This window comes from Methylobacterium sp. JK268, from assembly GCF_054052225.1.
Map to the genome: position 1 here is coordinate 14,148 of NZ_JBSVZN010000037.1, position 23,946 is coordinate 38,093.

Annotated in this window: 16 protein-coding genes; 7 read left to right on the forward strand and 9 right to left on the reverse strand. The window is 72.9% G+C overall.

Annotated elements, in window-relative coordinates; all coding sequences use genetic code 11:
• Window positions 1-220: 220 nt before the first annotated feature.
• Window positions 221-547, reverse strand: coding sequence for a DUF6455 family protein (locus ACW9J6_RS28895; RefSeq protein WP_457119797.1), 327 nt, complete (start codon window positions 545-547; stop codon window positions 221-223).
• Window positions 548-735: 188 nt separating this feature from the next.
• Here ACW9J6_RS28895 and ahcY point away from each other — a divergent pair, with 188 nt between their 5' ends.
• Together ahcY and ACW9J6_RS28905 are read left to right on the forward strand one after the other, a co-directional pair.
• Complete coding sequence (gene ahcY / locus ACW9J6_RS28900) at window positions 736-2,142, forward strand: adenosylhomocysteinase (protein ID WP_457119798.1); 1,407 nt, start codon at window positions 736-738, stop codon at window positions 2,140-2,142.
• Window positions 2,143-2,445: 303 nt separating this feature from the next.
• Window positions 2,446-4,935 (forward strand): ATP-binding protein, encoded by a 2,490-nt coding sequence (locus ACW9J6_RS28905; protein ID WP_457119799.1) that lies wholly within the window; start codon window positions 2,446-2,448, stop codon window positions 4,933-4,935.
• A 308-nt stretch (window positions 4,936-5,243) separates the two neighbouring features.
• Here the strand turns inward: ACW9J6_RS28905 and ACW9J6_RS28910 are convergent, their stop codons facing one another.
• The gene (locus ACW9J6_RS28910) at window positions 5,244-8,492 is read right to left on the reverse strand and encodes a DEAD/DEAH box helicase (RefSeq protein WP_457119800.1); all 3,249 of its coding nucleotides are present in this window, start codon (window positions 8,490-8,492) and stop codon (window positions 5,244-5,246) included.
• A gap of 290 nt (window positions 8,493-8,782) precedes the next feature.
• On the opposite strand from ACW9J6_RS28910, the gene ACW9J6_RS28915 reads away from it, so the two are divergent.
• On the forward strand, window positions 8,783-10,564 hold the full coding sequence (locus tag ACW9J6_RS28915) for an SLC13 family permease (RefSeq protein ID WP_457119801.1): 1,782 nt from the start codon (window positions 8,783-8,785) through the stop codon (window positions 10,562-10,564).
• Between the two features lie 337 nt (window positions 10,565-10,901).
• A complete protein-coding gene (locus ACW9J6_RS28920) occupies window positions 10,902-12,719 on the forward strand; it encodes a PAS domain-containing protein (RefSeq protein ID WP_457119802.1) in 1,818 nt (605 codons plus the stop codon).
• A gap of 34 nt (window positions 12,720-12,753) precedes the next feature.
• Here the strand turns inward: ACW9J6_RS28920 and ACW9J6_RS28925 are convergent, their stop codons facing one another.
• The gene (locus ACW9J6_RS28925; RefSeq protein WP_457119803.1) at window positions 12,754-13,713 is read right to left on the reverse strand and encodes a LysR family transcriptional regulator; all 960 of its coding nucleotides are present in this window, start codon (window positions 13,711-13,713) and stop codon (window positions 12,754-12,756) included.
• A gap of 92 nt (window positions 13,714-13,805) precedes the next feature.
• Between ACW9J6_RS28925 and ACW9J6_RS28930 the strand changes: the two genes are divergently transcribed.
• The gene (locus tag ACW9J6_RS28930) at window positions 13,806-14,162 is read left to right on the forward strand and encodes a hypothetical protein (RefSeq protein ID WP_457119804.1); all 357 of its coding nucleotides are present in this window, start codon (window positions 13,806-13,808) and stop codon (window positions 14,160-14,162) included.
• Window positions 14,163-14,463: 301 nt separating this feature from the next.
• Entirely contained in the window at window positions 14,464-16,368 is a 1,905-nt protein-coding gene (locus tag ACW9J6_RS28935) for a potassium transporter Kup (protein WP_457119805.1), read from the forward strand.
• A gap of 135 nt (window positions 16,369-16,503) precedes the next feature.
• On the opposite strand, the gene ACW9J6_RS28940 is transcribed toward ACW9J6_RS28935, so the two are convergent.
• The 3 genes from ACW9J6_RS28940 to ACW9J6_RS28950 all read right to left on the reverse strand — a co-directional run bounded on the left by ACW9J6_RS28940 (window position 16,504) and on the right by ACW9J6_RS28950 (window position 20,143).
• Complete coding sequence (locus tag ACW9J6_RS28940; protein WP_457119806.1) at window positions 16,504-17,886, reverse strand: MFS transporter; 1,383 nt, start codon at window positions 17,884-17,886, stop codon at window positions 16,504-16,506.
• Between the two features lie 84 nt (window positions 17,887-17,970).
• On the reverse strand, window positions 17,971-19,491 hold the full coding sequence (locus ACW9J6_RS28945; protein ID WP_457119871.1) for an aldehyde dehydrogenase: 1,521 nt from the start codon (window positions 19,489-19,491) through the stop codon (window positions 17,971-17,973).
• A 19-nt stretch (window positions 19,492-19,510) separates the two neighbouring features.
• Entirely contained in the window at window positions 19,511-20,143 is a 633-nt protein-coding gene (locus tag ACW9J6_RS28950) for a GntR family transcriptional regulator (protein WP_457119807.1), read from the reverse strand.
• Between the two features lie 94 nt (window positions 20,144-20,237).
• Between ACW9J6_RS28950 and ACW9J6_RS28955 the strand changes: the two genes are divergently transcribed.
• Window positions 20,238-21,035 (forward strand): alpha/beta fold hydrolase, encoded by a 798-nt coding sequence (locus tag ACW9J6_RS28955; RefSeq protein ID WP_457119808.1) that lies wholly within the window; start codon window positions 20,238-20,240, stop codon window positions 21,033-21,035.
• A gap of 305 nt (window positions 21,036-21,340) precedes the next feature.
• Here the strand turns inward: ACW9J6_RS28955 and ACW9J6_RS28960 are convergent, their stop codons facing one another.
• The 3 genes from ACW9J6_RS28960 to ACW9J6_RS28970 form a co-directional block, all read right to left on the reverse strand.
• Entirely contained in the window at window positions 21,341-21,667 is a 327-nt protein-coding gene (locus tag ACW9J6_RS28960; protein ID WP_457119809.1) for a DMT family transporter, read from the reverse strand.
• The gene (locus ACW9J6_RS28965) at window positions 21,664-22,803 is read right to left on the reverse strand and encodes an SDR family oxidoreductase (RefSeq protein ID WP_457119810.1); all 1,140 of its coding nucleotides are present in this window, start codon (window positions 22,801-22,803) and stop codon (window positions 21,664-21,666) included. Before ACW9J6_RS28965 ends, ACW9J6_RS28960 begins: the two co-directional genes overlap by 4 nt.
• Before the next feature lie 175 nt (window positions 22,804-22,978).
• The gene (locus ACW9J6_RS28970) at window positions 22,979-23,776 is read right to left on the reverse strand and encodes a MipA/OmpV family protein (protein WP_457119811.1); all 798 of its coding nucleotides are present in this window, start codon (window positions 23,774-23,776) and stop codon (window positions 22,979-22,981) included.
• Window positions 23,777-23,946: the final 170 nt, after the last annotated feature.

The following is a 23,946-nucleotide window of genomic DNA, read 5'->3' on the forward strand; positions in this document are numbered from 1 at the left end:
GGAGAGGACATCCCGCGCCAGCTAGAAAGAACTTAGTCGTCTCAAAACAATACGCTATTTTGTTTACGGTGTGTCTCATCAGAGGACGGCTCGTTCACGGCATACCGCGGTGCTTCTCACGGCAGATCACCGCCTCGGTCAGGCCTCGCCTACGCGGCCGCGGCGGCCTCTCGAACCAGCGCCTCAAGACGCGCGGCGTTCGGGCAGAACTCCGCGTCGCTCACGGCGGCCACCCCGGCGGCGAGGTCGCGGTCGCAGCGGCTGCGGTGGCGGCACCCGCGCAGGCCTGCTCCATCCCGGCCATCGCGCCGGGGGCGGCGGTACGGATCGCCGCCGGGTCGAGATCGAGCGCGCGCAGCATCGGCTCCGAGCCCAGCGCCCTCTCCGACGTGACCGCGACGCCGAGCCGCTCCCCCAGCATCACGCGCAGGCCCTCGTCGTCGACGCTCCGGATCTCCCGGCCGGCGGCGAGCCGCGCCCACTCGGTCAGCGGGGCCACCACCCAGTCGAAGAGGCAGTCCAGCGGGCGATCATCCGGGACGGGCATGTCCCAACGCCCTGCGCGAGACCGGACCCGCAGGCCCTCCTCCGAGCGCCCCCGCCTTGCGCCACATCAAGGCGGCGCCCCGAAGCCCGGCCTCGCCGCCATCGCATAAAGACATCTTTATGTCTTGATTGCTTCCCGCGCGGCCTCCTGCTATCAGCCACCGCGAGGCGCCGCGAAGGAGCACCAGGATGCCGAGCACGCAGGATTACATCGTCAGGGACATCGGCCTCGCCGATTTCGGCCGCAAGGAGATCGCGATCGCCGAGACCGAGATGCCCGGCCTGATGGCCGTGCGCGCGGAGTACGCCGCGAGCCAGCCGCTCAAGGGCGCCAAGATCGCCGGCTCCCTGCACATGACGATCCAGACCGCGGTGCTGATCGAGACGCTGAAGGCGCTCGGCGCCGACATCCGCTGGGTGTCCTGCAACATCTACTCGACCCAGGACCACGCCGCCGCGGCGATCGCCGCCGCCGGCATCCCGGTCTTCGCCATCAAGGGCGAGACCCTGACCGAGTACTGGGACTACACCGCCAAGCTGTTCGAGTGGCACGACGGCGGCATGCCGAACATGATCCTCGACGACGGCGGCGACGCCACGATGTTCGTCCACGCCGGCCTGCGCGCCGAGCGCGGCGACACCGCCTTCCTCGACAATCCCGGCTCCGAGGAGGAGGAGATCTTCTACGCGCTGATCAAGCGCAGCCTGAAGGAGAAGCCGAAGGGCTGGTTCGCCGGCCTCGCCGAGTCGATCAAGGGCGTCTCCGAGGAGACGACCACGGGCGTGCATCGCCTCTACATTCTCGCCAAGGAGGGCAAGCTGCTCTTCCCGGCGATCAACGTGAACGACTCGGTCACCAAGTCGAAGTTCGACAACCTCTACGGCTGCCGCGAGTCGCTCGTCGACGGCATCCGCCGCGGCACCGACGTGATGATGGCCGGCAAGGTCGCGATGGTCGCGGGCTTCGGCGACGTCGGCAAGGGCTCGGCCGCCTCGCTGCGCAATGCCGGCTGCCGCGTGATGGTGTCGGAGGTCGACCCGATCTGCGCGCTCCAGGCCGCCATGGAGGGCTACGAGGTCACCACCATGGAGGACGCGGCCCCGCGCGCCGACATCTTCGTGACCGCCACCGGCAACAAGGACGTCATCACCCTCGACCACATGCGGGCGATGAAGGACCGGGCCATCGTCTGCAACATCGGCCACTTCGACAACGAGATCCAGGTCGCGGGTCTCAAGAACCTGAAGTGGCAGAACATCAAGCCGCAGGTCGACGAGATCGAGTTCGCGGACGGCCACCGCATCATCCTGCTGTCGGAAGGCCGCCTGGTGAATCTCGGCAACGCGATGGGGCACCCCTCCTTCGTGATGTCGGCCTCCTTCACCAACCAGACGCTGGCCCAGATCGAGCTCTGGACCAACCAGGGCAAGTACGACCGCCAAGTCTACACGCTGCCCAAGGCGCTGGACGAGAAGGTCGCGGCCCTGCACCTGGAGAAGATCGGCGTGAAGCTGACCAAGCTGCGCCCCGACCAGGCCGCCTATATCGGCGTCAAGGAGACCGGGCCGTTCAAGCCCGAGCATTACCGCTACTGACCAGCGCGGGGCGGCAGGCCGCCCCCCTTGCCCCGTCCCTCGCGCGAGCCCGGCCCCCCGGCCGGGCTCGTCGCGCATCCGGCGCCCTTGTTCCACCTCTGTTCCGCCGCAGGTGTGGCATTTCTGTGCCCGGCGGCGGCGACGCGCCCGGCGCGCCGCGGCGGCCCCGCGATTTCGCTTCCGGGGAGATTCCGGAGCGCGGTAGAGTCGGGGTGATTCTGATGAGTGGCCCCGAGTCGCCGCGGGCGGCCGGCGAGGGCGGGACGCCGAAGGCACGGCGGCCCAGCGGGAACAGGACGTGTGATGGGGGTGAGCAGGTCGCTGCGCCGCCGGCCGACGGCCGGCGCGATCGCGGGCGCGTGGGCGGTTGGGGTCGCGGTCGCGGTGGGGCCCGAGGGCTCCGCGCAGGCCCAGGGCCTCGTCCCCGCGGGCGGGATGGCGCACAGCGCCATGGCGCTCGCCCTGCTGATCGGCCTCATCGTGTTCTCGACCATCCTGTCGCTGCTCCACATCCGCGAGCGCGGGCGCTGGGCACGCCGCGAGCGGGCCTTCGCCGCCGAGATCGCGGAGCTGCGCGGCGCCCACGACCGCGCCGCCCTGCTGCTGGGCTCGGAGCGCCAGATCGTGGTGGTGTGGAGCGGGCGCGGCGAGCCGCTGATCGAGGGCGACGCGAGCCTCGCCATGGACGGGAGCCGCTCGGCCTCGCCGCGGCGGGTGCTGGCCTTCGGGACCTGGCTCTCGGCCGCGGACGCCGCCGCCCTGGACGCAGCGGTGGAGACGCTTCTCGGCCGCGGCGAGCGCTTCCGCCTGACGGCGCGAACCCTCAACGGCCGCACCGTCGAGGCGCAGGGCCAGGCGGTGGGCGGCCGGGCGCTGCTGCGCCTGCGCGAGATCACGGGCGAGCGCCAGGAGCTGGTGGAGCTGCGGGCGACCCTCCAGGAGGCGCGCGGCAGCCTCGCGGTGCTGACTGCCCTCCTCGACGCGATCCCGCAGCCGATCTGGCGCCGGGACCGCGACGGGCGGCTCCTCTGGGCCAACGCCGCCTACGTGGCGGCCGTGGAGGCGGGGGACCGGGAGCGGGCGCTGGCCGAGGGAACGGAACTCCTCGACCGCGCCGCCCGCGAGGAGGCGGAGCGCCGCCGCCTCGCCGGCCGCATCGGCCCCCTGCGGGTCTCGGCGGTGGTCGCGGGGGCGCGGCGGACCCTCGACGTCACCGAGGCCGCGCTGGAGAGCGGCAGCGTCGGCATCGCCCTGGACGTGTCTGAGCTGGAGAGCGTGCGCGCCGACCTGCAGCGTCAGATGGAGGCGAATGTCCGCACCCTCGACCAGCTGCCGACCGCGGTGGCGATCTTCGACGCCCGTCAGCGCCTGATCTTCCACAACGCCGCCTACCGGCAGCTCTGGGACCTCGACCCGGCCTTCCTCGACGGCAATCCCCTCGACGGCGAGATCCTCGACACCCTGCGCAACGCCCGCAAGCTGCCCGAGCAGGCGGATTTCCGCGCCTGGAAGGCGGGGTTCCTGTCCGCCTACCGGGCGCCGGAGCCGCAGGAGAACTGGTGGCACCTGCCGGACGGGCGCTCGCTCCGCGTCGTCGCCGACCCGAACCCCCAGGGCGGCCTCACCTACCTGTTCGACGACGTCTCCGAGCGCGTCCACCTGGAATCGCAGTACAACGCCCTGATGCGGGTCCAGAGCGAGACCCTCGACACGCTGAGGGAGCCGGTGGCGGTGTTCGGCTCGGACGGGCGGCTGAAGCTCGCCAACCGCGCCTTCACGGGAACCTGGCGGATCGCGCCCGAGGCCGTGGCGGCCCAGCCGCATATCGACGAGATCATCGGGCTGTGCCGCTCGCTCAGCGCCACCGAGGAGCCCTGGACCGAGATCCGCGGCGCCGTCACCGGGCTGATGGACGTGCGCCAGGCGCTCGCCTGCCGGCTGGAGCTGAAGGACGGCACCGTCCTCGACTGCGCGGCCCAGCCGCTGCCCGACGGGGCGACGCTCCTCACCCACATCGACGTCACCGCGAGCGTCAACGTCGAGCGGGCGCTCACCGAGAAGAACGAGGCGCTGGAGCGCACCGCGCGGCTGCGCGACGAGTTCGTGCACCACGTCTCCTACGAGCTGCGCGCGCCGCTCACCAACATCATCGGCTTCACGGAACTCCTCGGCGACGAGACCGTGGGGGCGCTCAACACGCGCCAGCGGGAATACGCCGACCACATCATGCGCTCCTCGGCGGCGCTGCTCGTCATCATCAACGACATCCTGGACCTCGCCTCGATCGATGCCGGTTCGATGGAGCTGACGCGCGAGGTGGTGGACGTGCAGGCGACGATCGCGGCGGCAGTGCGCGGCGTCGAGGACCGCCTCGCGGAGGCGGCGATCACCCTCGACCTCGACGTGCCCTCGGACATCGGGGGCTTCGTGGCGGACGGCAAGCGCATCCGCCAGATCCTGTTCAACCTCCTGTCGAACGCGGTGGGCTTCTCGGCGCCGGGCCAGACCGTGGTGGTCCAGGCCCGCAAGGACGAGCGGGAGATCACCTTCGCGGTGATCGACCATGGCCGCGGCATGCCGCCCGAGGTGGTGGCCCGGGTCTTCGAGCGCTTCGAGAGCCACACGCTCGGCACGCGCCACCGCGGGGTGGGCCTTGGCCTGTCGATCGTGCGCTCCTTCGTGGAGCTGCACCGGGGCCGGATCGAGATCCAGTCCTCGCCCGGCCAGGGCACGCGGGTGACCTGCACCTTCCCGCTGGACGACGGGGAGTCGAGCCTCGCGGCGGCGGAGTGAGCCGCCGTCCACGTCATCGAAGCGGATGGCGTAGCGTTTCCACCGGAGAAACCGACCCGGGTGGATGACAATATAGGGCGAGCGCTTCCATGGAAGCTCCCCTTTTCCGGACGACTGTAACGAAGTGGAAGGAGATCCGGAAACCAGCGAGAAAAGACGCGAAGCGTCCGATTGTCAGCATCGTTGCTGGTAGATCGAGCCGCTTCGCGGCAGAGTCTCGTGCTGGTTTCCGGATCTCCTTCCGCTGACGCTTCAGTCGTCCGGAAAAGGGGGACCGAGACAACCGAAATCCTCTCGAAGACCCCGCCTCATCCCCGCGCCCGCTCCAGCGCGCCCAGGAACCGCCGCGCCAGCCGCCCGCACGCGACCGCGTCGCCGCAGGCGCGCGGCAGGACCAGCCGGTCGCCGCGCCGCTCCACCCCCGCCACCGCCCGCACCACCGCGTCGGCCCGGCCGGGCAGGAAATCCGCCGCGAGGCCCTGCGGTCCGGCCGAGAGCCGCGCGATGCCGAGGTCCCGGCAGGCGATGCGCAGGGCCGCCTGCGTCAGCAGGGTCTCGGCCTCGGGCGGCAGCGGGCCGAACCGGTCCTCGATCTCCCCGCGCAGGGCCTCCACCGCCTCGGCCTCGGCGAGGCGGACGATCCGGGCGCCGAGGCTCAGGCGCAGTTCCGGCTCGGGGATGTAGCCCTCCGGGATCCGCCCGGCCGTCCCGAGCCGGATCTCGGCGGGCGGCGCCTCGGGCACCTCGCCCCGCGCGGCCCGGACCGCCCGCTCCAGGAGGTCGCGGTAGAGCCCGAGGCCGATCAGCCGCACGTGCCCGGCCTGCTCCTCCCCGAAGAGATCGCCGGCCCCGCGCAGGTCGAGGTCGCGGGCGCTGAGCGCGAAGCCGGCGCCGAGCCGGTCGAGGGCGACGAGCGCCCGCAGCCGCGCCTCGGTCGCCCGCGGCAGGGACGCCCCCGGCTCCGTCAGCAGGTAGGCGGCGGCCCGGCGCTGGCCGCGCCCGACCCGGCCGCGGAGCTGGTGCAGCTGCGCGAGGCCGAACCGCTCCGGATGCACCACCAGCATCGTGTTGGCCCGCGGGACGTCGAGCCCGCTCTCGATGATGGTGGTGGCGAGCAGCACATCCCCCTCGCCCGCCGCGAAGCGGACCATGGAATCGTCCATCTCGGCCGGGGGCAGGTCCCCATGCGCCGTCGTCACGGTGAGGTCCGGAACGATCGCGGCGAGGCGCTCGCGCATCGGCGCGAGGTCGGCGATGCGCGGGCAGACCACGAAGCTCTGGCCGCCGCGGCGGCGCTCGCGCATCAGGGCGGCGCGGACCGTCTCGGGATCGAAGGGCGCCAGCACGGTGCGGATCGGCTGGCGCACCACCGGCGGCGTCGCGATCACGCTGAGATCCTGCATCCCGACGAGGGCCGTCTGCAGGGTGCGGGGGATCGGCGTCGCGGTCAGCGTGAGGATGTGGGCGCCCGCGGCCGCCCGGCGCAGCTGCGCCTTCTGGGCGGCGCCGAAGCGCTGCTCCTCGTCGATCACCACGAGGCCGAGATCGGCGAAGCGCAAGGCCCGCCCCGCCACCGCGTGGGTGCCGACGACGAGGCGCAGGCTGCCATCCGCGAGCCCCGCCCGGACCCGCGCCGCCTCGGCGGGAGGCGTCAGGCGCGAGAGCTGCGCCGGGACGATCCCGAAGCGGGCGAAGCGCCGCCGGAAGGTCTCGAGGTGCTGGCGCGCGAGCAGCGTGGTCGGGGCCGCCACGGCGACCTGCCGGCCGGCGAACAGGGCCGCCGCGGCGGCGCGCAGCGCCACCTCGGTCTTGCCGAAGCCGACATCGCCGCAGACGAGCCGGTCCATCGGCCGGCCCGCGGCGAGGTCCGCCAGCACCGCGTCGATCGCCGCCGCCTGGTCCTGCGTCAGCGGGAAGCCGAAGCCGGCGGCGAAGCGCTCCATCTGGCGTTCCGGCGCGACGAGGCGCGGCGCCCGCGCCCGCCCCCTCTCCTCCGCGAGGGCGAGCATCCGGCGGGCACTTCCCGCGATGGCCGCGTCGACCTCCCGCCGCCGCTTGTCCCAGGATCCGCCCTCCAGGCGGTCGAGCGTCACCGCCTCGGCCTCGCCGCCGTAGCGCCAGATCCGGTCGGCCTGGTGGAGGGGCGCGAGCAGCACGCCCTCGTCGGCGAAGCGCAGGCGCACCGCCTCGCCGGCCTCGCCGCCGGCGCCGGCCAGGGTCTCCAGCCCCTCGAACACGCACAGGCCGTGATCCTCGTGGATCGCGACGTCGCCCCGGTGCAGGTCGGGCTCCGCGAAGGGCAGCACGGCCGGCGCGCCCGCCCGGGCCGGCACCGCCTGCGCGCCGAGGAGGTCGGCGGCGGCCACCACCGTGATCCCCTCCTCCGGCACCCGGAAACCGGCCCCCACGGGCGCGTCGAGCAGCGCCACGGTGCCGGGCGGGGCCGTGCGGAACGAGGACCAGTCGCGGGCCCGCCTGAGCTTGCGGCCCAGGCGCCCCACCGCCTCGCGGGCGAGGCGCCGCAGGGCGCGGGAGGGTCCGGTCAGCAGCACCCGGTCCCCGGCCCGGATCCGCTCGGCGAGGAACCGGCCCAGCGCCGCCCCCGGACGGCGCTCGCGCACGAAGGCGGGCACCGAACGATCCTCGCCCGGCGCGGCCTGCGCGAGGCGGCGCCCGGCGAGGAGCGCCTCCCACTCGGCCGGGGCGAGGTAGAGGCCCCCGCCCCCGCCGCCCTCGGCCACCTGCTCGAAGAAGGCGCTCGCCCGCTCCTCGACCCCGGCCTCGACCACGAGCCGGGCGTCGGGCAGCGCGTCGAGGAGGGTCGCGAGGCGGGGATAGAGGCGGGGCAGCCGGTGCTCCTGGCCGGTGAAGGGCCGCAGCGGCTCGGGGGCGTCGGGCCCCAGGATCAGCTCCGTGGCGGGGTCGATCAGCAGCTCCGGCGTTTCGGCCAGCGAGCGCTGGGTCACCGGGTCGTAAGCGCGGATCGCGGTGACGCGGCCCTCCGCGTGCTCGACCCGGCAGGGCGTCGGGGCGGCGGCCGGGAAGACCTCGAAGGTGCGCCCGCGCAGGGCGATCTCGCCCGGCTCGTCGACGCGCTCGTCGAGGATGTAGCCGAGGCGCCCGAGGTCGCGGCTGAGCGCCTCCGGGTCGAAGCGGTCGCCGACCCTGAGCGTCACCCGGGCCTCCGGCCAGGTCTCGGGCGGCGGCACCCGCTGGATCAGCGCGGGGGCCGTGGTGAGGAGGATCTCGGGCGGGTGCGGCTCCGTGAGCCAGCGCAGCACGCCCGCCCGCACGCCCATGGCGCCCCGCGACGGCGAGGTGCGGTCGCCCGGCAGGCAATCCCACTCGGGGTAGACCGCGACGCCGCGCCCGGGCGCGAAGGCCCGCAGGATGGCGGCGAGCGGGTCGAGGCGCCGGCCGTCGCGGAGGACGAGGACGAGGGGCCCGGCCTCCTCCGCGAGGGCCAGCAGCGCGGCGGCGAGCGCCCCGTCGGGGAGCGAGGGCGCCGCGCCCTCGGCCCAGCTCTGCGCCGCCACGCGGCTCCGACGCTTCGCCATGATACTCCCGTGGACCATTCCGACCCTTGCGGGGCGAACAACGTCCCGGAGCACCGGGCGGTTCTCGCACCGGGCGGCGTCGTCCCCAGGACAATCGCGATGACAATCGCGATGACAATCGCGGTGACAATCGCGACGGCCGGTCCCGCGGGAGCGGGCCGAGGAACAGCGGACCCACGCCCCGGGTTCTCCCAGCCCTTTCCCGCCGCCAGAGATCCCCCTGGCAGGAGGCGCATGCTCCCCACCGCCCCCGATCCCGCCGCCGGCCGACCGCGCGCGGCGTCGCCGCGATGACGCAGGGCCAGATCCTCGCCTGCGGGCTGCTCGCCGCCACGATGGGGCTCTTCGCCTGGGGGCGCCTGCGCTACGACGTGGTGGCGGGGCTCGCCCTGCTCGGCGGGCTCGCCACCGGCCTCGTCCCGGCCAAGGAGGCCTTCACGGGCTTCTCGGACGACATCGTGATCATCGTGGCGAGCGCGCTGGTGGTCAGCGCCGCGGTGGCGCGCTCGGGCGCGGTCGAGGCGGCCCTGCGGCCGATCGCGCCGCGCCTGCGCAGCACTCAGGCGCAGGTCGTGGTGCTGGTCGGCGCGGTGGCTCTCCTCTCCGCCTTCATCAAGAACATCGGGGCGCTGGCGATCATGCTGCCGATCGCATTCCAGCTCGCCCGCAAGGGCAACCGCTCGGCCTCGGTGTTCCTGATGCCGATGTCCTTCGCGGCCCTGCTCGGCGGGCTGGTGACCCAGATCGGCACCTCGCCGAACATCATCGTGGCGCGCCTGCGCGGGGAACTCACCGGCACGCCGTTCCGGATGTTCGACTTCGCGCCGGTCGGGATCGGGCTCGCGGTGGCGGGCGTCGCCTTCCTGTGCCTGGGCTACCGGCTGCTCCCGCGGGACCGGCGCGGCTCGGCCGGCCTCGACGAGGCGCTGGCGATCAGCGACTACGCCACGGAGGCGCGCCTGCCGCCGAAATCCGGCTTCGTCGGCGGCCCGCTCTCGGCGCTCACGGCGCGTGCGGACGGGGACGTCACCGTGACCGGCCTCGTGCGCGGCAAGACGCAGCACACCGTGCCACTGCCCGACGCGGTGCTCCGCCCGCAGGACCGGGTGATCCTGCGCGGCGACCCGACCGCCCTCGACCGCTTCGTGGGGGATGCGGGGCTCCTCCTCGACGCGGCGGACCGGCCGCGCGGCGCGCCGGAGGACGCGGAGGCCGAGACCGGGACGGTCGAGGCGGTGATCGGCCCGACCTCGGTGCTCGCCGGCCAGTCCGCCGCCGGGATCGCCCTGCAGGACCGCTTCGACGTGACCCTGCTGGCGGTGAGCCGGGCGGGCAAGCGCTTCACGGAGCGTCTGCGGGACATCAGGCTCCGCACGGGCGACGTGCTGGTGCTGAAGGGACGGGAGGCGGCCCTGCCCGCGCGCCTGCGCGACCTCGGCCTGCTGCCGCTCGCCGCCCGGTCGCTGCCCCTCGGCAGCGCGCGGCGGGGCTGGATCACCCTGTCGATCCTGGCCGCGACGGTGACCGCGGTGGCCTTGAGCCTCGTGCCGGTGCCGGTCGCCTTCTTCGCCGCGGCGGTGGGCGTGATCCTGTTCCGCACCCTGCCCGCCCGCGAGGCCTACGACGCGGTGGAGTGGCCGATCCTGGTCATGCTCGGCGCGCTGATCCCGGTGAGCGACACGCTGCGCACCACCGGCGCCACCGACCTCTTCGCCGGCTGGCTGGCGCAGGTCGGGATCCTGCTTCCCGGCTGGGGAGCGGTCGCCCTGATCATGCTCGCCGCCATGGCGGTGACGCCCTTCCTCAACAACGCCGCCACCGTGCTGGTGATGGCCCCGCTCGCCGCGAGCTTCGCCAAGACCCTCGGCTACCGGCCCGACGCCTTCCTGATGGCGGTGGCGATCGGCGCGGCCTGCGACTTCCTCACGCCGATCGGCCACCAGTGCAACACGCTCGTGATGGGGCCGGGCGGCTACCGCTTCGGCGACTACGCGCGGCTCGGCGCGCCGCTGTCGCTCCTCGTGCTGGTGGCGGGCGTGCCGCTGATCCTCCTCGTCTGGCCGCTCGCGTGAGGCCGGCGGGCGATCGGGACGGCGCGCTGCCGTAACAGCCGGAAAGTCGGCCGGGCGCCGCTCGCTCGAGGAGCCGAGCATCCGACCGCGCGATCCGCGGAGACGTGGACAGCGCCACAATTCCCACCCTTTCGCTCCGCGATTATCGTATACGGCGGGCAGGTGTTCACCCGCCATCGCCGTCCCATCCGCCTGACTGGATCATCCCGGAGGATCGGCTGGGCCGCGCAAACGGCCGGACGACGTCGGGATGCCTGCTTCTGCGTCCCGGTACGCTGGGAGAGAAGCCCGGATTCGCGCCGATGGGGCTCGATCATGGCGACGGGAACGATGGCAATTGCGTGAGTTCAGGCGATCCCAGGTCGATGACACGGTGGTCCCGGCCGGCCGCACGACAGGAGGCGCCGGGCGCGTTCTCAGCCGGCTTCGCGCCTTCGTGGTGAAGGAGCGCCCCCCTTTCCTGGTGCGGTACGGCCTCTCATCCTGCGCGGTCGGCGGCATCGCCCTGCTGCGCGCCGCGCTGGTCACCGAGTTCGCCCCGTGGTTCCTCTTCACGCCCGCGGTCGTCCTCGTCGCGCTGCTGCTCGGGGGCGGCGCCGGGTTGTGGGCCATGCTTCTCTCGGCCCTGTGCGCCGGCTCCGTGCTGGTGAGCGCGCCCCCCGCCGACGTGGTGTCGCTCCGGCACTGGATGGCAACGGCGATCTTCACCGTCACCACGGCCGGCCTGGTGGGTCTGGTCGTCGCCCTGCGGCAGGCGCTGATCGAGGCGGAGACGTCCCGGGCGACGGTGATGCGGAGCACGGCGGCGGCCGAGGATCGGGAGGCCTTCCTGCTCAGCGTGCTCGCGAGTTCGACGGACTGCATCAAGGTGCTGGACCTCGACGGGCAGCTCACCTTCATGTCCGAGGGCGGCCAGCGCGTGATGGAGGTCAGCGACTTCAACGCCATCGCCGGGTGCCACTGGCCCGATTTCTGGACGGGCCAGGGTCACGCCGACGCCGTGGCCGCCCTGGCGGCCGCCCGCGAGGGGCGCGCGCAGAGCTTCGTCGGCCGCGCCTGCACGATGCGCGGGACGCCCCGATGGTGGCACGTCGCGCTCAGCCCGATCCGCAACCGGGACGGCACGTTCGACTCCATCCTGTCGGTCTCGCGCGACATCACCGCCCTGCGCGAGAGCGAGGACGAGCGCGACCGCTTCGCGCGCCTGACCGAGAACAGCACCGACTTCATCGGCATGGTGCGGAAAGACGGCCGGGTCATCTACGTCAACGATGCCGCCCGGCGGATGGTCGGCCTCGACGGGGCCGATCTCACCGCCCTCACCCTCGCCGACTTCCTCCTGCCCGACCAGGCCGCCACGGTCGCGACCGAGGTGCTGCCGGCGGTGGACCGCGACGGCCACTGGTCGGGCGAGCTGACCTTCCGCCACGTCCGGACGGGGGAGCTGATCCCGGTCCTGCACGCGATGTTCCCGGTCACCGACGCCGAGGGGCGGATCGCGGGCTACGGCATGGTGACCCGCGACTTCCGCGCCCGCAAGCAGGCCGAGGAGGAGTTGCGGCTTCTCAACGGCGAGTTGGCCCATCGGCTCAAGAACGTGCTGGCCGTGGTGCAGTCGGTCACCCGGCACACCCTGCGCAACGCCTCCGACGTGCGGACGGCGAGCGAGACCCTGTCGGCGCGGCTGGTCGCCCTGGGCGCGGCCACGGACGTGCTGACCAACGCCTCCTGGCGCTCGGCCGATCTGCGGGAGCTGATCGACTGCGTGCTCGGCCCGCATGGCGGGATCGGACAGCGCCTCCGGCTCGATGGGCCCGACATCACCCTGCAGCCTCAGGTCGTCATCGCCCTCGCGCTGGCCCTGCACGAACTGGCGACCAACGCGGCCAAGTACGGGGCCTTGTCGAACGACGCGGGGGTCGTCGACGTGACCTGGCGGGTGCGAGGTGAGGGCGCGGAGGCGCGCTTCCACCTCGACTGGCGCGAGAGCGGCGGCCCGCCGGTCGCGAGCCCGACGCGGCGCGGCTTCGGGACCACCCTGATCGAGCGCTCGCTGCGCTCGTCCTTCGGCGGGACGGCCGGGATCGACTACCGCCCGGACGGCCTGGTGTTCGCCATGGATGCCCGCATGGCCGACTCCGCGATCACCGGCTGATACGCCCTTCCGCTTCGACCAAGCGCAGACCGCCTTACGCCGCGTCGTGAGCGTCCGGGACCGGCGCCGCGCCCTCGGCTCCGGCCGCGAGGCGGCGCAGCAGGGTGCGCAGCCAGCGATGAGCCGGATCGTCGTCGTAGGAGGCGTGCCACAGCATCGCCATCGCGACCTCGTCGAGGGCGACCGGGACCGGGCTCACGGTGAGTCCCAGGGCGTCGGCGAACAGATGGGCGAGCCGCGCCTGCATGGTGGTCAGCACCGGGGCGCTGCGCACCAGGAACGGCACCGCGAGGAAGCGTGGCGAGGTCACCGCGAGGGTGCGGCTGCGGCCGATCTTGGCGAGGGCATCGTCCACCACCCCGTGCGCGGTCTCCCGCAGGCTCGTCAGGACGTGGGGAAAGCGCAGGTAGTCGTCGAGGGAGATCGGCGGGGTCAGGCCGACGAGGTCGGCCTTGAACAGGCACACATAGGCGTCGCGGTAGAGGAGGCGCTGCTTGTGGTGCTGCTGACCGCGGAAGGAGAGGTCGATGGCGAGGTCGATCCGGTCGGCGTCGATCTCCTGCAGGATGTGGGCGCGGTCGACCGAACGCAGCAGCAGGCTGATGCCCGGCGCCTCGGCCCGCAGGTAGGCGAGCAGCGCCGGCCCGAGCAGCACCTCGGTGGAATCCGGCAGGCTGATCGTGAAGGTCCGCTCGACGGTGCGCGGGTCGAAGGCCTCCTCGCGCCGCACCAGGAACTGCGCCTGCCGCAGCAGCGCGCGGACCGGCTCGGCCAGCGCCAGCGCCCGCGGGGTCGGCCGCATCCCCTCGGGCGCCCGCGTCAGCAACTCGTCGTCGAACAGGGTCCGCAGGCGCCCGAGGCTGCTGCTCATCGCCGACTGCCCCACCCCGGTCCGGGCCGCGGCCCGCGTCACGCTGCGCTCGGCGAGCAGCGCGTCGAGGGCGACGAGGAGGTTGAGATCGATCCGCGCCAAATCGATGTGATCAATAGTCATTATCAATGCGATCTGTTTGATCCATGCTGCAGCGCAGCGCATATGGGGTCCAGACGCGGGGCAGGAACCCCGCCAACCCGACAGGTCTCCCCATGTTGACGCTTCGCACGATCCTCGTCGCGGCTGCGGCCGCGCTCTCGCCCCTCGTCCCGGCGCGGGCCGAGCCGGTCAAGCCGGCCGCCGCCCGCAGCCTCGATCTCGGCCCGCTCGCGGGCGTGGCCTATTACACGGCGGAGCCCGCCGGCTACCGCGTGGTGGTGACGCTCGCTCCCCGGGCGGCGGCGGCGGCGGTGCGGTTCGAGGGCGTTCTCACCGACGGTCAGAGCCTCGTCGTCTCGACGCCCCGCCAGGAGGGGACCGCCGCCCGGGCGATCGTGCTCCGCCGCGAGGGCGACACGGTCAGCCTCTCGCCGGACGGCGAGGTGCAGGAGACGGCGGCCCTGCGGTAGGGCCGCCGCGCGCCCCCTTCGGCGGGGTCCGGTTGCCGCGATCGCCGGATGAGGCGCGGAATCCCCCTCTCCCCGCACGCGGGGAGAGGGGATGCGCCCGACCGGGCGGGTGAGGCCGCAGATCCGCGGAGAAGACGGGTTGCTGCGGACGCGCACCGCTCACCGGCCGCCCGATCCTGCGTTTTCGGCAACACGATCAACAATCATTCTCGTTGCCCCCCTCCACCCGGATCCGAAGACAGCCTACGCCGTTCTCGATTGCACCGGAACGGTGCGGCGGCCGTCCTTACGGGAGGCGGAAATGGAAGCGACCTTGGAATCCAGTCACGCCCATCCCCGCTTCTCGGCCGCGCTCGCCCTCGGCGCCCTCGGCATCGTCTACGGGGACATCGGCACGAGCCCGCTCTACGCCCTCAAGGAGACGATCAAGGCGGCGTCCTCCGGGGGCGCCCCGCAGGCCGAGGCGGTGATCGGCTCGGTCTCGCTGATCATCTGGGCGCTCGTGCTGATCGTGGCGGTGAAATACGCCATCCTGATCATGCGGGCCGACAACAAGGGCGAGGGCGGCATCGTCGCCATGCTGGCGCTGCTCGGCGCCCGCCACGCCCCGCCCCGCTCCTGGCGGGCGACGCTGCTCGTCGTCGGCCTGATCGGTGCGGCGCTCCTCTACGGCGACGGGGCCATCACCCCGGCGATCTCGGTGCTCAGCGCCGTGGAGGGCCTCAAGGTCGACGCGCCCTCCGTGACGCCCTTCGTGGTGCCGATCACCGTGGTGATCCTGATCGGCCTGTTCACGGTCCAGCGCCGGGGCACCGGCTTCATCGGCCGCATCTTCGGCCCGGTCATGCTGCTGTGGTTCGCGGCGATCGCCCTCACGGGGATCGGCGGCATCCTCGGCGACCCGCGCATCCTGGCGGCGCTCAACCCCTACCACGCCGCCCACTTCCTCGTGACCGCCGGCCTGCCGGTCAGCTTCGCCATGCTGGGCGCGGCCTTCCTGGCCGTCACCGGCGGCGAGGCGATGTACGCCGATATGGGCCATTTCGGCTGCGGACCGATCCGCCTCGCGTGGTTCTCCGTGGTGCTGCCGGCCCTCGTCCTGAACTATCTCGGCCAGGGCGCGCTGCTGCTGCAGGACCCCGCGGCCGCCGACAACCCGTTCTTCCAGCTCGCCCCGGCCTGGGCGCATTACCCGCTGGTCGCCTTCGCGACGCTCGCCACCGTCATCGCCTCGCAGGCGATCATCTCGGGGGCCTTCTCGCTCACCCAGCAGGCGATCCAGCTCGGCTTCTTCCCGCGCATGCGCATCGTCCACACGTCGAGCCACGAGGTCGGGCAGATCTACATCCCGATCGTGAACTGGCTCCTCGCCGTGGCCACCCTCGGGGCGGTGCTGGCCTTCGGCTCCTCGGACGCGCTGGCGGGCGCCTACGGCATCGCGGTGTCGCTGCTCATGGTGATCACCACGGTGCTGGCGGCGCTCATCGCCCTGCGCTGGGGCTTCAACCCGCTGCTCGTGCTCGCGGCCAACGGGACCTTCCTCCTCATCGACCTCACCTTCTTCGGCGCGAACAGCCTCAAGCTCCTCGAAGGGGGCTGGTTCCCGCTCCTGCTCGCCGCCGGCGTCGCCTTCCTGATGCTGACGTGGCGGCGCGGCACGATCCTGATGGAGGAGGCGCGGGTGCAGACGCGGCTGCCCGAGCAGGAATTCCTGCGCCGGATCGAGGCCAAGCACATCCCGCGCATTCCCGGCACGGCCGCCTTCCTGACCTCAAGCCAGGACGGCATGCCGCTGCCGCTGATGAACTTCGTGCACCACCTCAAAGTGCTGCACGAGCGGGTGCTGCTGGTGACGATCCACACGCTCGACGTCCCGCGGGTGCCCCCCGCCGAGCATTTCGAGGTCGTCCCGATCACCGCGGACGTCACCCGCATCATCCTGCGCTACGGCTTCATGGACGGCACGCATGTCCCGCAGGCCCTGCGGGCCGCGGTGGCGGCGGGCCAGCTCCCCGGTATCGACCCGGACCGGCTCACCTACTTCATCAGCCACGAGACCGTGGTCCCCTCCGAGCAGCATCCGGGCCTGTCGGGCTGGCGGGAGGAGATCTTCGCGCTGATGCAGCGCAACGCCGAGGAGACCGCGAGCTACTTCTGCGTCCCGACCCGGCAGGTGATGGAGGTGGGGGCCGAAGTGGAGGTGTGAGGGTGCCGGAATGCCGCCGGATCCCCACCCTTTTTCGGATCTCCCTCCGCTATCGCTGCTCTCGTCCGGGAAAAGAGGGCGTGGCACATGATGAATGCGCCACGTCGCTGATCGTGGCGGGGATCGGCCGGCCCCCTACGCCACTCCCCGCGACACCGCCGCCACGGGCCCCTCCGGGCCGCCGACCTCGCGGGGCTTCATCTCCTCCAGGCTCTGGCGGCTCGGCTCGACGCCGAGCGCCAGCACCGTGACGATCTGGAGCGCAAGGAGCCCGATCATCAGCGCCATGACGCCGCCGATCCCGTAGGTCTGGAACAGCGCCACCACGATGAACGGTGTGACGATCGTCGCGCCGCGGCCGAAGGTGTTGCAGAGGCCGGAGGCGCGCAGCCGCACCTCGGTCGGGAACAGCTCCGGGATGTAGATCCCGAACAGCAGCGCCACCAGCACGTAGATCGGCACCGTGAGCCCGAAGCCGACGAGCGGCAGCAGCACCGGGTCGGAGGTCATCGGGTAGAGGAGGCCGAACAGGATCGCCGCCGCCGAGGCCCCGGCGATGGTCGGCTTGCGGCCCCAGCGGTCCGCCGTGAGCGCCCCGATGGCGCTGCCGACCGGGGCGCCGAGCCCCATCAGCAGCGAGTAGCCGAAGGAGGTCGCGACGGAGAGGCCCTGCTTGATGAAGAAGGTCGGCAGCCAGGTCACGAAGCCGTAGAGCAGCGTGTTGATCACGATCAGGCACAGGCAGCCGACCACCAGCCGGCCGAGCAGCGGCGGCCGGAACAGGGTCGCGAAGGCGACCTGCGGCGCCGCAGCGACGGGCGACGGGGCGGGCAGCGGGCCGCCGCGGGCGGCCTCGGCCTCGATCTCGCGCAGCAGCGCCTCGGCCTCCGCGCCGCGCCCAACCGCCTCCAGCCAGCGGGGCGATTCCGGCAGGCGCTTGCGCAGGTACCAGACGGCGAGCGCGCCCAGGCCCCCGAGCACGAACATCGCCCGCCATCCGAAGAGCGGGATCACCCCATAGCCGACCAGCGAGGCGACCGGCAGGCCGGTCACCACGAACACCGCCATCAGGCCGAGCCAGCGCCCCCGCGAGCGGGCCGGGACGAACTCCGTCATGGTCGAGTAGCCGACTACGTTCTCGGCCCCGAGCCCGACCCCCATCAGGAAGCGCAGGCCGATCAGCACCGCCATGCTCGGCGCGAAGGCCGCCCCGATCGCCGCGAGGCCGAAGATCAGCAGGTTCGCCTGGTAGGTGAAGCGCCGGCCGTAGCGGTCCCCGAGGAAGCCGGTCAGGAACGAGCCCAGCATCATCCCGACGAAGGTCGCCGAGACGAACAGGGCGTTCTCCGGCAGGGTCGAGAAGCCGCTCTTGAGCGTCGCGCCCAAAACCGTCGCGGCGATGTAGATGTCGAAGCCGTCGAAGAACATCCCGATGCCGATCAGCCACATGATCCGATAGTGGAACGGGCCGATCGGCAGCCGGTCGAGCCGGCCTCCCGCGTTGACGGGCGTGGTCATGGCGTTTCCTCCGGGGATGGCGGGCCTGTGTCGGAGGGCGCCCCGTCTGCCGCGGGGTGTCGCGCCCTCCGGGTCGTCGGGCGGTCAGTTCAGGCGGCGCTGGCCGGCCGTGTCGCGGTACCAGTCGAAGGGCGTGTCGTGCGTCGCCACCATGATGCTCTTCGTGTGGAAGTGGTCGTCGAAGCTCTCCGTCCCGCACTCGCGGCCGAGCCCGCTGTCGCCGACCCCACCCCACGGCGAGGCCGGGTCGAGGCGGTGGTGGTCGTTGATCCAGACGATCCCGGCCTTCACGGCGGCGGCGACCCGGTGGGCGCGAGCGACGTCGCGGGTGCGCACCGCCGCCGCGAGGCCGAAGGGCGAGTCGTTGGCGAGCCGCAGGGCCTCGGCCTCGTCGCGGAACGGTGTCACGCTGGTGAAGGGCCCGAACACCTCCTCCTGGAAGATGCGCATGTCGGCGCGCACGTCCGCGAACACGGTCGGCTCGACGAAGAAGCCCTCCTCGTGGCCCGGGACCCGGGCCGCCTGCCCGCCCGCCACCGCCCGGGCGCCCTCGTCGCGGCCGTAGCCGGCATAGGCGAGCACGCGGTCGCGCTGCTTGGCCGAGATCACCGGCCCGAGCTGCGTCGCGGGGTCGAAGGGGTCGCCGACCCGGATGCCCTTGGCCTTGGCGGCGAGCTTCTCCACGAACGCGTCGTAGATCGTGTCCTGGACGAGGTGGCGGCTCGCGCAGACGCAGGTCTGGCCGGCGCCGATGAAGGCGCCGAAGGCCGCGTAGTTCACCGCCTGGTCGAGGTCGAAATCGTCGAAGACCATCACGGGCGTCTTGCCGCCGAGCTCCATGGTCTGGTGGGCGAAGACCTTCGCGGCGGCGCTGCCGGCGATCCGGCCCGCCTCGGTGCCGCCGGTCAGCACGAGCTTGTCGATGTCGGGATGCTCGGACAGGAAGCGGCCGGTGGTCGGGCCGAGGCCGAGCACGATGTTGAACACGCCGTGCGGCAGCCCGGCCTCCGTGAAGATCTGGGCGAGCTTGAGGGTGGTGAGCGGCGTGTACTCGGAGGGCTTGACCACCGTGGTGCAGCCCGAGGCGAGCACCGCCGCCAGCGACTTGCACAGGATCATCAGCGGGTGGTTGAAGGGCGTGCAGTTCGCCACCACGCCGATCGGCGTGCGCCGTGTGTAGTTGAGGTAGCTGCCCTCGACCGGGATCACCGCGTCGCGCCGCGACAGGGCGAGGCCCGCGAAGTAGCGGAAGAAGTCGGGCAGCCGCGCGAGCTGCGCCCGGGTCTCGTTGACCGGGCGGCCGTTGTTGAGGGTCTCCAGGCGGTAGAGCGTGTCGAGATTGGCCTCGAAGGCGTCGGCGAGGCGGTTGACGAGCCTCGCCCGGGCGCGGACGTCCACCCCGCCCCATTCGCGGGATTCGAAGGCCGCCCGCGCGCTCCGCATCGCCCGGTCGACATCGGCGGCGGTCGAGTTCGGGATCCGGGCGATGATGGCGCCGGTGGCCGGGTTGCGCACGTCGATCAGCGTGCCGTCGCCCGCCTCGACCTCGCGCCCGTCGACGAAGTTGCCCCGCGTCTCGACGGCGAGGTCCGGTCTGGAGACCATGTTCACGGCGTAGACTCCCTTACAGAACGACGGCGCTGCGCTCGAGCGCCGGGATGATGCGCCGCTCCGCCCGGGCGACATGGTCGCGCACGAGGCGCCGGGCGGCGCGGGCATCGCGCCGCTGCACGGCGTCCACGATGACGGCGTGCTCGGCGACGAGCTGCGCCGGGTCACGGCCGCGGATATTCGCGAGGCTGACCCGCACCAGGCGGTCGGCCTGCTCGATCAGGTCGCGGGCCGCCGCGGCCATGCGCCGGTTGCCCGAGGCCTCGGCGAGCGCCGTGTGGAAGGCGCGGTTGTAGGCGATGAAGTCGCCGTCCTCCGGCAGCGCCCGGAACGCGTCGAGGCCGGCCAGCAGGACGGCGGGAGCGTTCTCGGCCGCCTCGCCCGCGCAGGCGGGCTCGACGACGAGGCGGAAGCCCAGCAGGTCGCGGGCATCCGCCACGGAGATCGGGTTCACCTGATATCCCTGGCGCGCATGAACCGTGACAAGTCGCTCGCGCTCCAGCCGCAGCAGCGCCTCGCGCACCGGCTGGCGGCTGACCGCGAAGCGCTCCGCCAGTTCCTGCTCGCGCACGTCCGCGCCCGGCGGCATGCGGCACGTGAGGATCTCGGCCCGGATGGCCTCGTAGAGCGTGTCGCGGAGAAGCACGGCTGTGACTCGTTCAGGTTGCGCCAACATCGCAGCCGTGAAATATCACGTCAACGGGTTTTCAGCGGCCTCGCGGGGTCGGAGGGAGGGCGCGATGCGGATCTCACTGGCGGACGGACGGGTCTCGGCGGAGGTGGCCGGGGCGGGTCCGCCCCTCGTCCTGCTGCACTCGCTCCTGTCGGACGCGGCGAGCTTCGACCGGATCCGCGAGCCCCTCGCGGCCCGGTTCCGCGTGGTGGTCCTCGATCTGCCGGGCTTCGGCGGCTCGACGCCCGTGGAGGGCGGCCTGCCCGCGGTGGCCGACCGGGTGGCGGAGGCGGTCCGCGACCTTGGAGGAGAGGCGCCGACCCTGCTCGGCAACGGCTACGGCGGCTTCGTGGCGCTGCAGGCGGCGATCCGGCATCCCGGCCTCGCCGCGCGGCTGGTGCTGGCCGATTGCGGCGCCTGCTTCTCGGAGCCGGGGCGGCAAGCCTTCCGGACCATGGCGGCGGTCTCGGGAGAGAAGGGCCTGCCGGCCCTCACCGACACGGCGATGCGGCGCCTGTTCGCGCCGGCCTTCCAGGCCGCGAACGCGCCCCTGATGGCGGACCGCCGCGCTGCCTTCCTGCGCACCGACCCGGTGGTGTTCCGCGCCGCCTGCGAGGCGCTGGCGGGCCTCGACCTGCGGCCGGATCTCGCGGGCGTGACCGCTCCGGCGCTGGTGCTGGTGGGCGAGGAGGACGAGGCGACGCCCCCCGCCATGGCGGAGGAACTGGCCCGGGGGCTGCCCGACGCGCGGCTGATGATGCTGGCGGGCTGCGCGCACGTCCCGCAGCTCCAGGATCCGGAGGGGTTCCTGGAGGTCGTGACGCCGTTCCTGGCCGGCGGCGCGCCGGAGCGGCCGGCGGGGTGACGGCGCGGGTCTCGGAGGAACCGGCTCGCCGGGCCGTCAGACGGCAAGCGGGCTCGCTTCAAGCTCCCCCTTTTCAGGGCGCATGCAGCGTCAGCGGAATGCGACCCGGAAACCAGCGCAAGACGCGTCGAAGCGTCCGCTTTTCAACACCGCTGCTGACATTCGGAGCCGCTTCGCGGCGATTCCCGTGCTGGTTTCCGGATCTCCTTCCGCTGTCGCTGCTCTCGTCCGGAAAAGGTCAGCTTGACACGAGGTGAAGGCGTCTCCTGGTTTCAGCCGCCAGACTCCGCCGCGCGGATGGCGCGTCAGGCCCGTGCGTGGGCCATCGCCAGGATCGTGATCCCGGCGGTGATCACCCCGATCCCGAGGAGCGTCGCCGGGGTGACCGGCTCGTCGAACAGGGCGGCGCCGCCGAGCGCCGCGCCGATCATCCCGACGCCCGACCAGATCGCGTAGACGACGCCGATCGGCAGCACGTCCATGCTGGTCGACATCAGCCACAGGGCGGTGCCGTAGCCCAAAGCCATCACGAGGGTCGGACCGGGCCGCGTGAGGCCGTCGGCCGCCTTGAGGGCGAGCGTCGCGGTGATCTCGGCCAGGATCGCCACCGCCAGCGTGAGATACGCGGTCACGCGGTCGCGCTCAGCGGCAGCGGATCGGGCACCGGCGCCGCCGCGAACATCTCCAGGTCGTCGACGAACTGCTCGACGATGTCGCCGGAGGTGGCGAGGCAGGTCGCGAGATAGTCCGGCAGGGAGGGCGGCGCGGCGATCCCCTCGGCCCGCAGCCGGTCGTTCGCGAAGGTGAGGTCCAGGGCACAGAACATGTAGTAGGCCCGCGTGGCGCGCAGCATGGCGAGCTTCAGCGGGCCGTCCAGCCCGAAGGTGGCGGCGAAGCGGTCCCGCAGGACCGCCCGGTCGGCGAAGGGGAAGCGGTCCACGTGCCGCGGTCCGCCCGCCGGATCGGCCTCCTCGAAGGCCCGGAAGAGGTCGGGCCAGCGCGTCAGCGAGTCCTCCCCCGCCGAGACGTGGTAGAGGCTGTGCGCGAGGTGCGGCTTGCGCAGGAGCGCGAGCAGTGCGGAGGCCGCCCAGTCCACCGGCACGATGTCGATGCCCGTCGGTGTCTCCGCCGGCAGGAGCCGGAGCCGGTCGGCCGCCCGCACCAGCCAGAGGATGCTCGAACTCGGGGCGGCGCCGAGGCTGGTGTGGCCGACGACGATCGAGGGGCGCGCCACCACCAGCGGCAGGTCCGCGAAGTCGGCGGCGAGCGAGGTCTCGGCCGCGGCCTTCGAGGCCGTGTACGCCACGAGGTGGCGGTCCTCCGGGCGCGGCGCCTCCTCCCGCACGAGGCGCGGCGCGTCGGCGCCGCAGCTCATCGCGGTGCCGACGTGCAGGAAGCGGCGCAGCCCCGGCATGGCGCGGGCGCGCCGCGCCAGGGCCAGGGTGCCGAGGTGGTTGGTGCGGAACACCCGCTCGTCGCCGCGATAGGAGGTGTCCGCCGCGAGGTGGAGGATATGGGTCACGTCGTCGAGCCGCGGGTCGCACTCCTCGTCGGCCCGGGTGAAATCCCCCGGCACCACGACGACCTTGCGGGCGAGGCGGTGCGCCGTGAACGAATCTGTGAAGCGGGAGAGGCGCGCCGCGATCCGCTGGTGGCCCTGCTCGACGCTGCTGCAGCGCACGAGGCAGACCCATTCCGCGCCGTCGTCGCCCCGCAGGGCCTGGTGGAGCACGGCCGCCCCGAGGAACCCGGTCGCACCCGTCAGCAAAACTCTCGTCAACGCACAGCCCCCGCCTTGGTTCCCCGGGGCGCAGCCTTACACCCGATCTGTGGCAGGAGCGAGATGTTGCCCGCTTGTAAATCCCCGCCCTGCCCCGGCCGCCCGACCGGCATGGCGGGACCCGACGTGTGACCCTTCGTCCGGGATGGGGCCCGGGGCCGGATCACGGCGCGACCCGGAAGGAATAGACCGTTCCGATCCCGACCGTAAGGCCGTCGGCGGTGCCGAGCCGGCGCACGATCGGGCTCGCCGCGGCGGCGCCGAGGAGCCGGTCGTAGCGCGCGTAGGCGATCACCTGCCACGCGTCGGAGGCCTCGTAGCCGATGGCGGCAGCGGCACCCGCCGCCCGCACGCCCGCCGATGGGCGGTGGACCGGGAGGACACCGCCGGGTCCGACGCCGAAATCCAGGCGCTGGGCCGCCGCGTCGGCGAGAACGAGCCGCGGGCCGCCGCTCAGGGTGACGCGCCCGAAGCGGCCCACGAGGTCCGATCCGAGCTTCGCCACGATCCCGTCATGGGGGCGGACGCCCTGGGTCACCTCGGCCCGCAGCCGCAGCCGCTCCGGAACCAGCCAGACATCCGCGAAGGCCCCGAGCCCGACCGTCGCCGGGAGGGGGGGCAGGCCCAGCGGGCGCGTGTCGCGGCGGGAGCGTCCGTCCCGGAGATCGAGCGCCGCGCCCGCCTCCACCGGCCCGGCCTCGATCAGCGCGGCGTCGAGAGCGTCGTCCGGCGACCACCACGCGGGCGCCTCGCCGCCCCTCCGGAAGGACAGGACGGGCACGCCCCAGGGACCGAGGCTTCGGGCGCCCTGGAAGCGCGGTGCGACGCCGGCCAGGGCACCGACCGACAGGACCGTGCCCGGCTCGAACAGCGCGGAGAGATCGTCCGCCCGGGCCGCCGGCGCGGCGAGGCCGAGGAGGAGCAGGCTGGCCCGCCACCGAATCCCTCTGCCGTCGCCCATTCATCCCTCCGGCGGGAGCCCCGTCCGCGGTGGACCGGCGGGCCTCGCGTCGCGTCGCGCCCCGACGGCGTCCGATAGCACGGGCGGATGAACATTCGCTCCGGAATCGAAGCCGTGCACGGCCGCGCGACCATCATCGTTGGGTTCGGCAACACGGCCCTCCGGAGTCG

What these genes read in the sequence shown, in the direction of transcription:
- ACW9J6_RS28895 (WP_457119797.1), bottom strand. Translation starts at nt 547, where the DNA reads ATGCCCGTCCCGGATGATCGCCCGCTGGACTGCCTCTTCGACTGGGTG.
- ahcY (WP_457119798.1), top strand. Translation starts at nt 736, where the DNA reads ATGCCGAGCACGCAGGATTACATCGTCAGGGACATCGGCCTCGCCGAT.
- ACW9J6_RS28905 (WP_457119799.1), top strand. Translation starts at nt 2,446, where the DNA reads ATGGGGGTGAGCAGGTCGCTGCGCCGCCGGCCGACGGCCGGCGCGATC.
- ACW9J6_RS28910 (WP_457119800.1), bottom strand. Translation starts at nt 8,492, where the DNA reads ATGGCGAAGCGTCGGAGCCGCGTGGCGGCGCAGAGCTGGGCCGAGGGC.
- ACW9J6_RS28915 (WP_457119801.1), top strand. Translation starts at nt 8,783, where the DNA reads ATGACGCAGGGCCAGATCCTCGCCTGCGGGCTGCTCGCCGCCACGATG.
- ACW9J6_RS28925 (WP_457119803.1), bottom strand. Translation starts at nt 13,713, where the DNA reads ATGACTATTGATCACATCGATTTGGCGCGGATCGATCTCAACCTCCTC.
- ACW9J6_RS28930 (WP_457119804.1), top strand. Translation starts at nt 13,806, where the DNA reads ATGTTGACGCTTCGCACGATCCTCGTCGCGGCTGCGGCCGCGCTCTCG.
- ACW9J6_RS28935 (WP_457119805.1), top strand. Translation starts at nt 14,464, where the DNA reads ATGGAAGCGACCTTGGAATCCAGTCACGCCCATCCCCGCTTCTCGGCC.
- ACW9J6_RS28940 (WP_457119806.1), bottom strand. Translation starts at nt 17,886, where the DNA reads ATGACCACGCCCGTCAACGCGGGAGGCCGGCTCGACCGGCTGCCGATC.
- ACW9J6_RS28945 (WP_457119871.1), bottom strand. Translation starts at nt 19,491, where the DNA reads ATGGTCTCCAGACCGGACCTCGCCGTCGAGACGCGGGGCAACTTCGTC.
- ACW9J6_RS28955 (WP_457119808.1), top strand. Translation starts at nt 20,238, where the DNA reads ATGCGGATCTCACTGGCGGACGGACGGGTCTCGGCGGAGGTGGCCGGG.
- ACW9J6_RS28970 (WP_457119811.1), bottom strand. Translation starts at nt 23,776, where the DNA reads ATGGGCGACGGCAGAGGGATTCGGTGGCGGGCCAGCCTGCTCCTCCTC.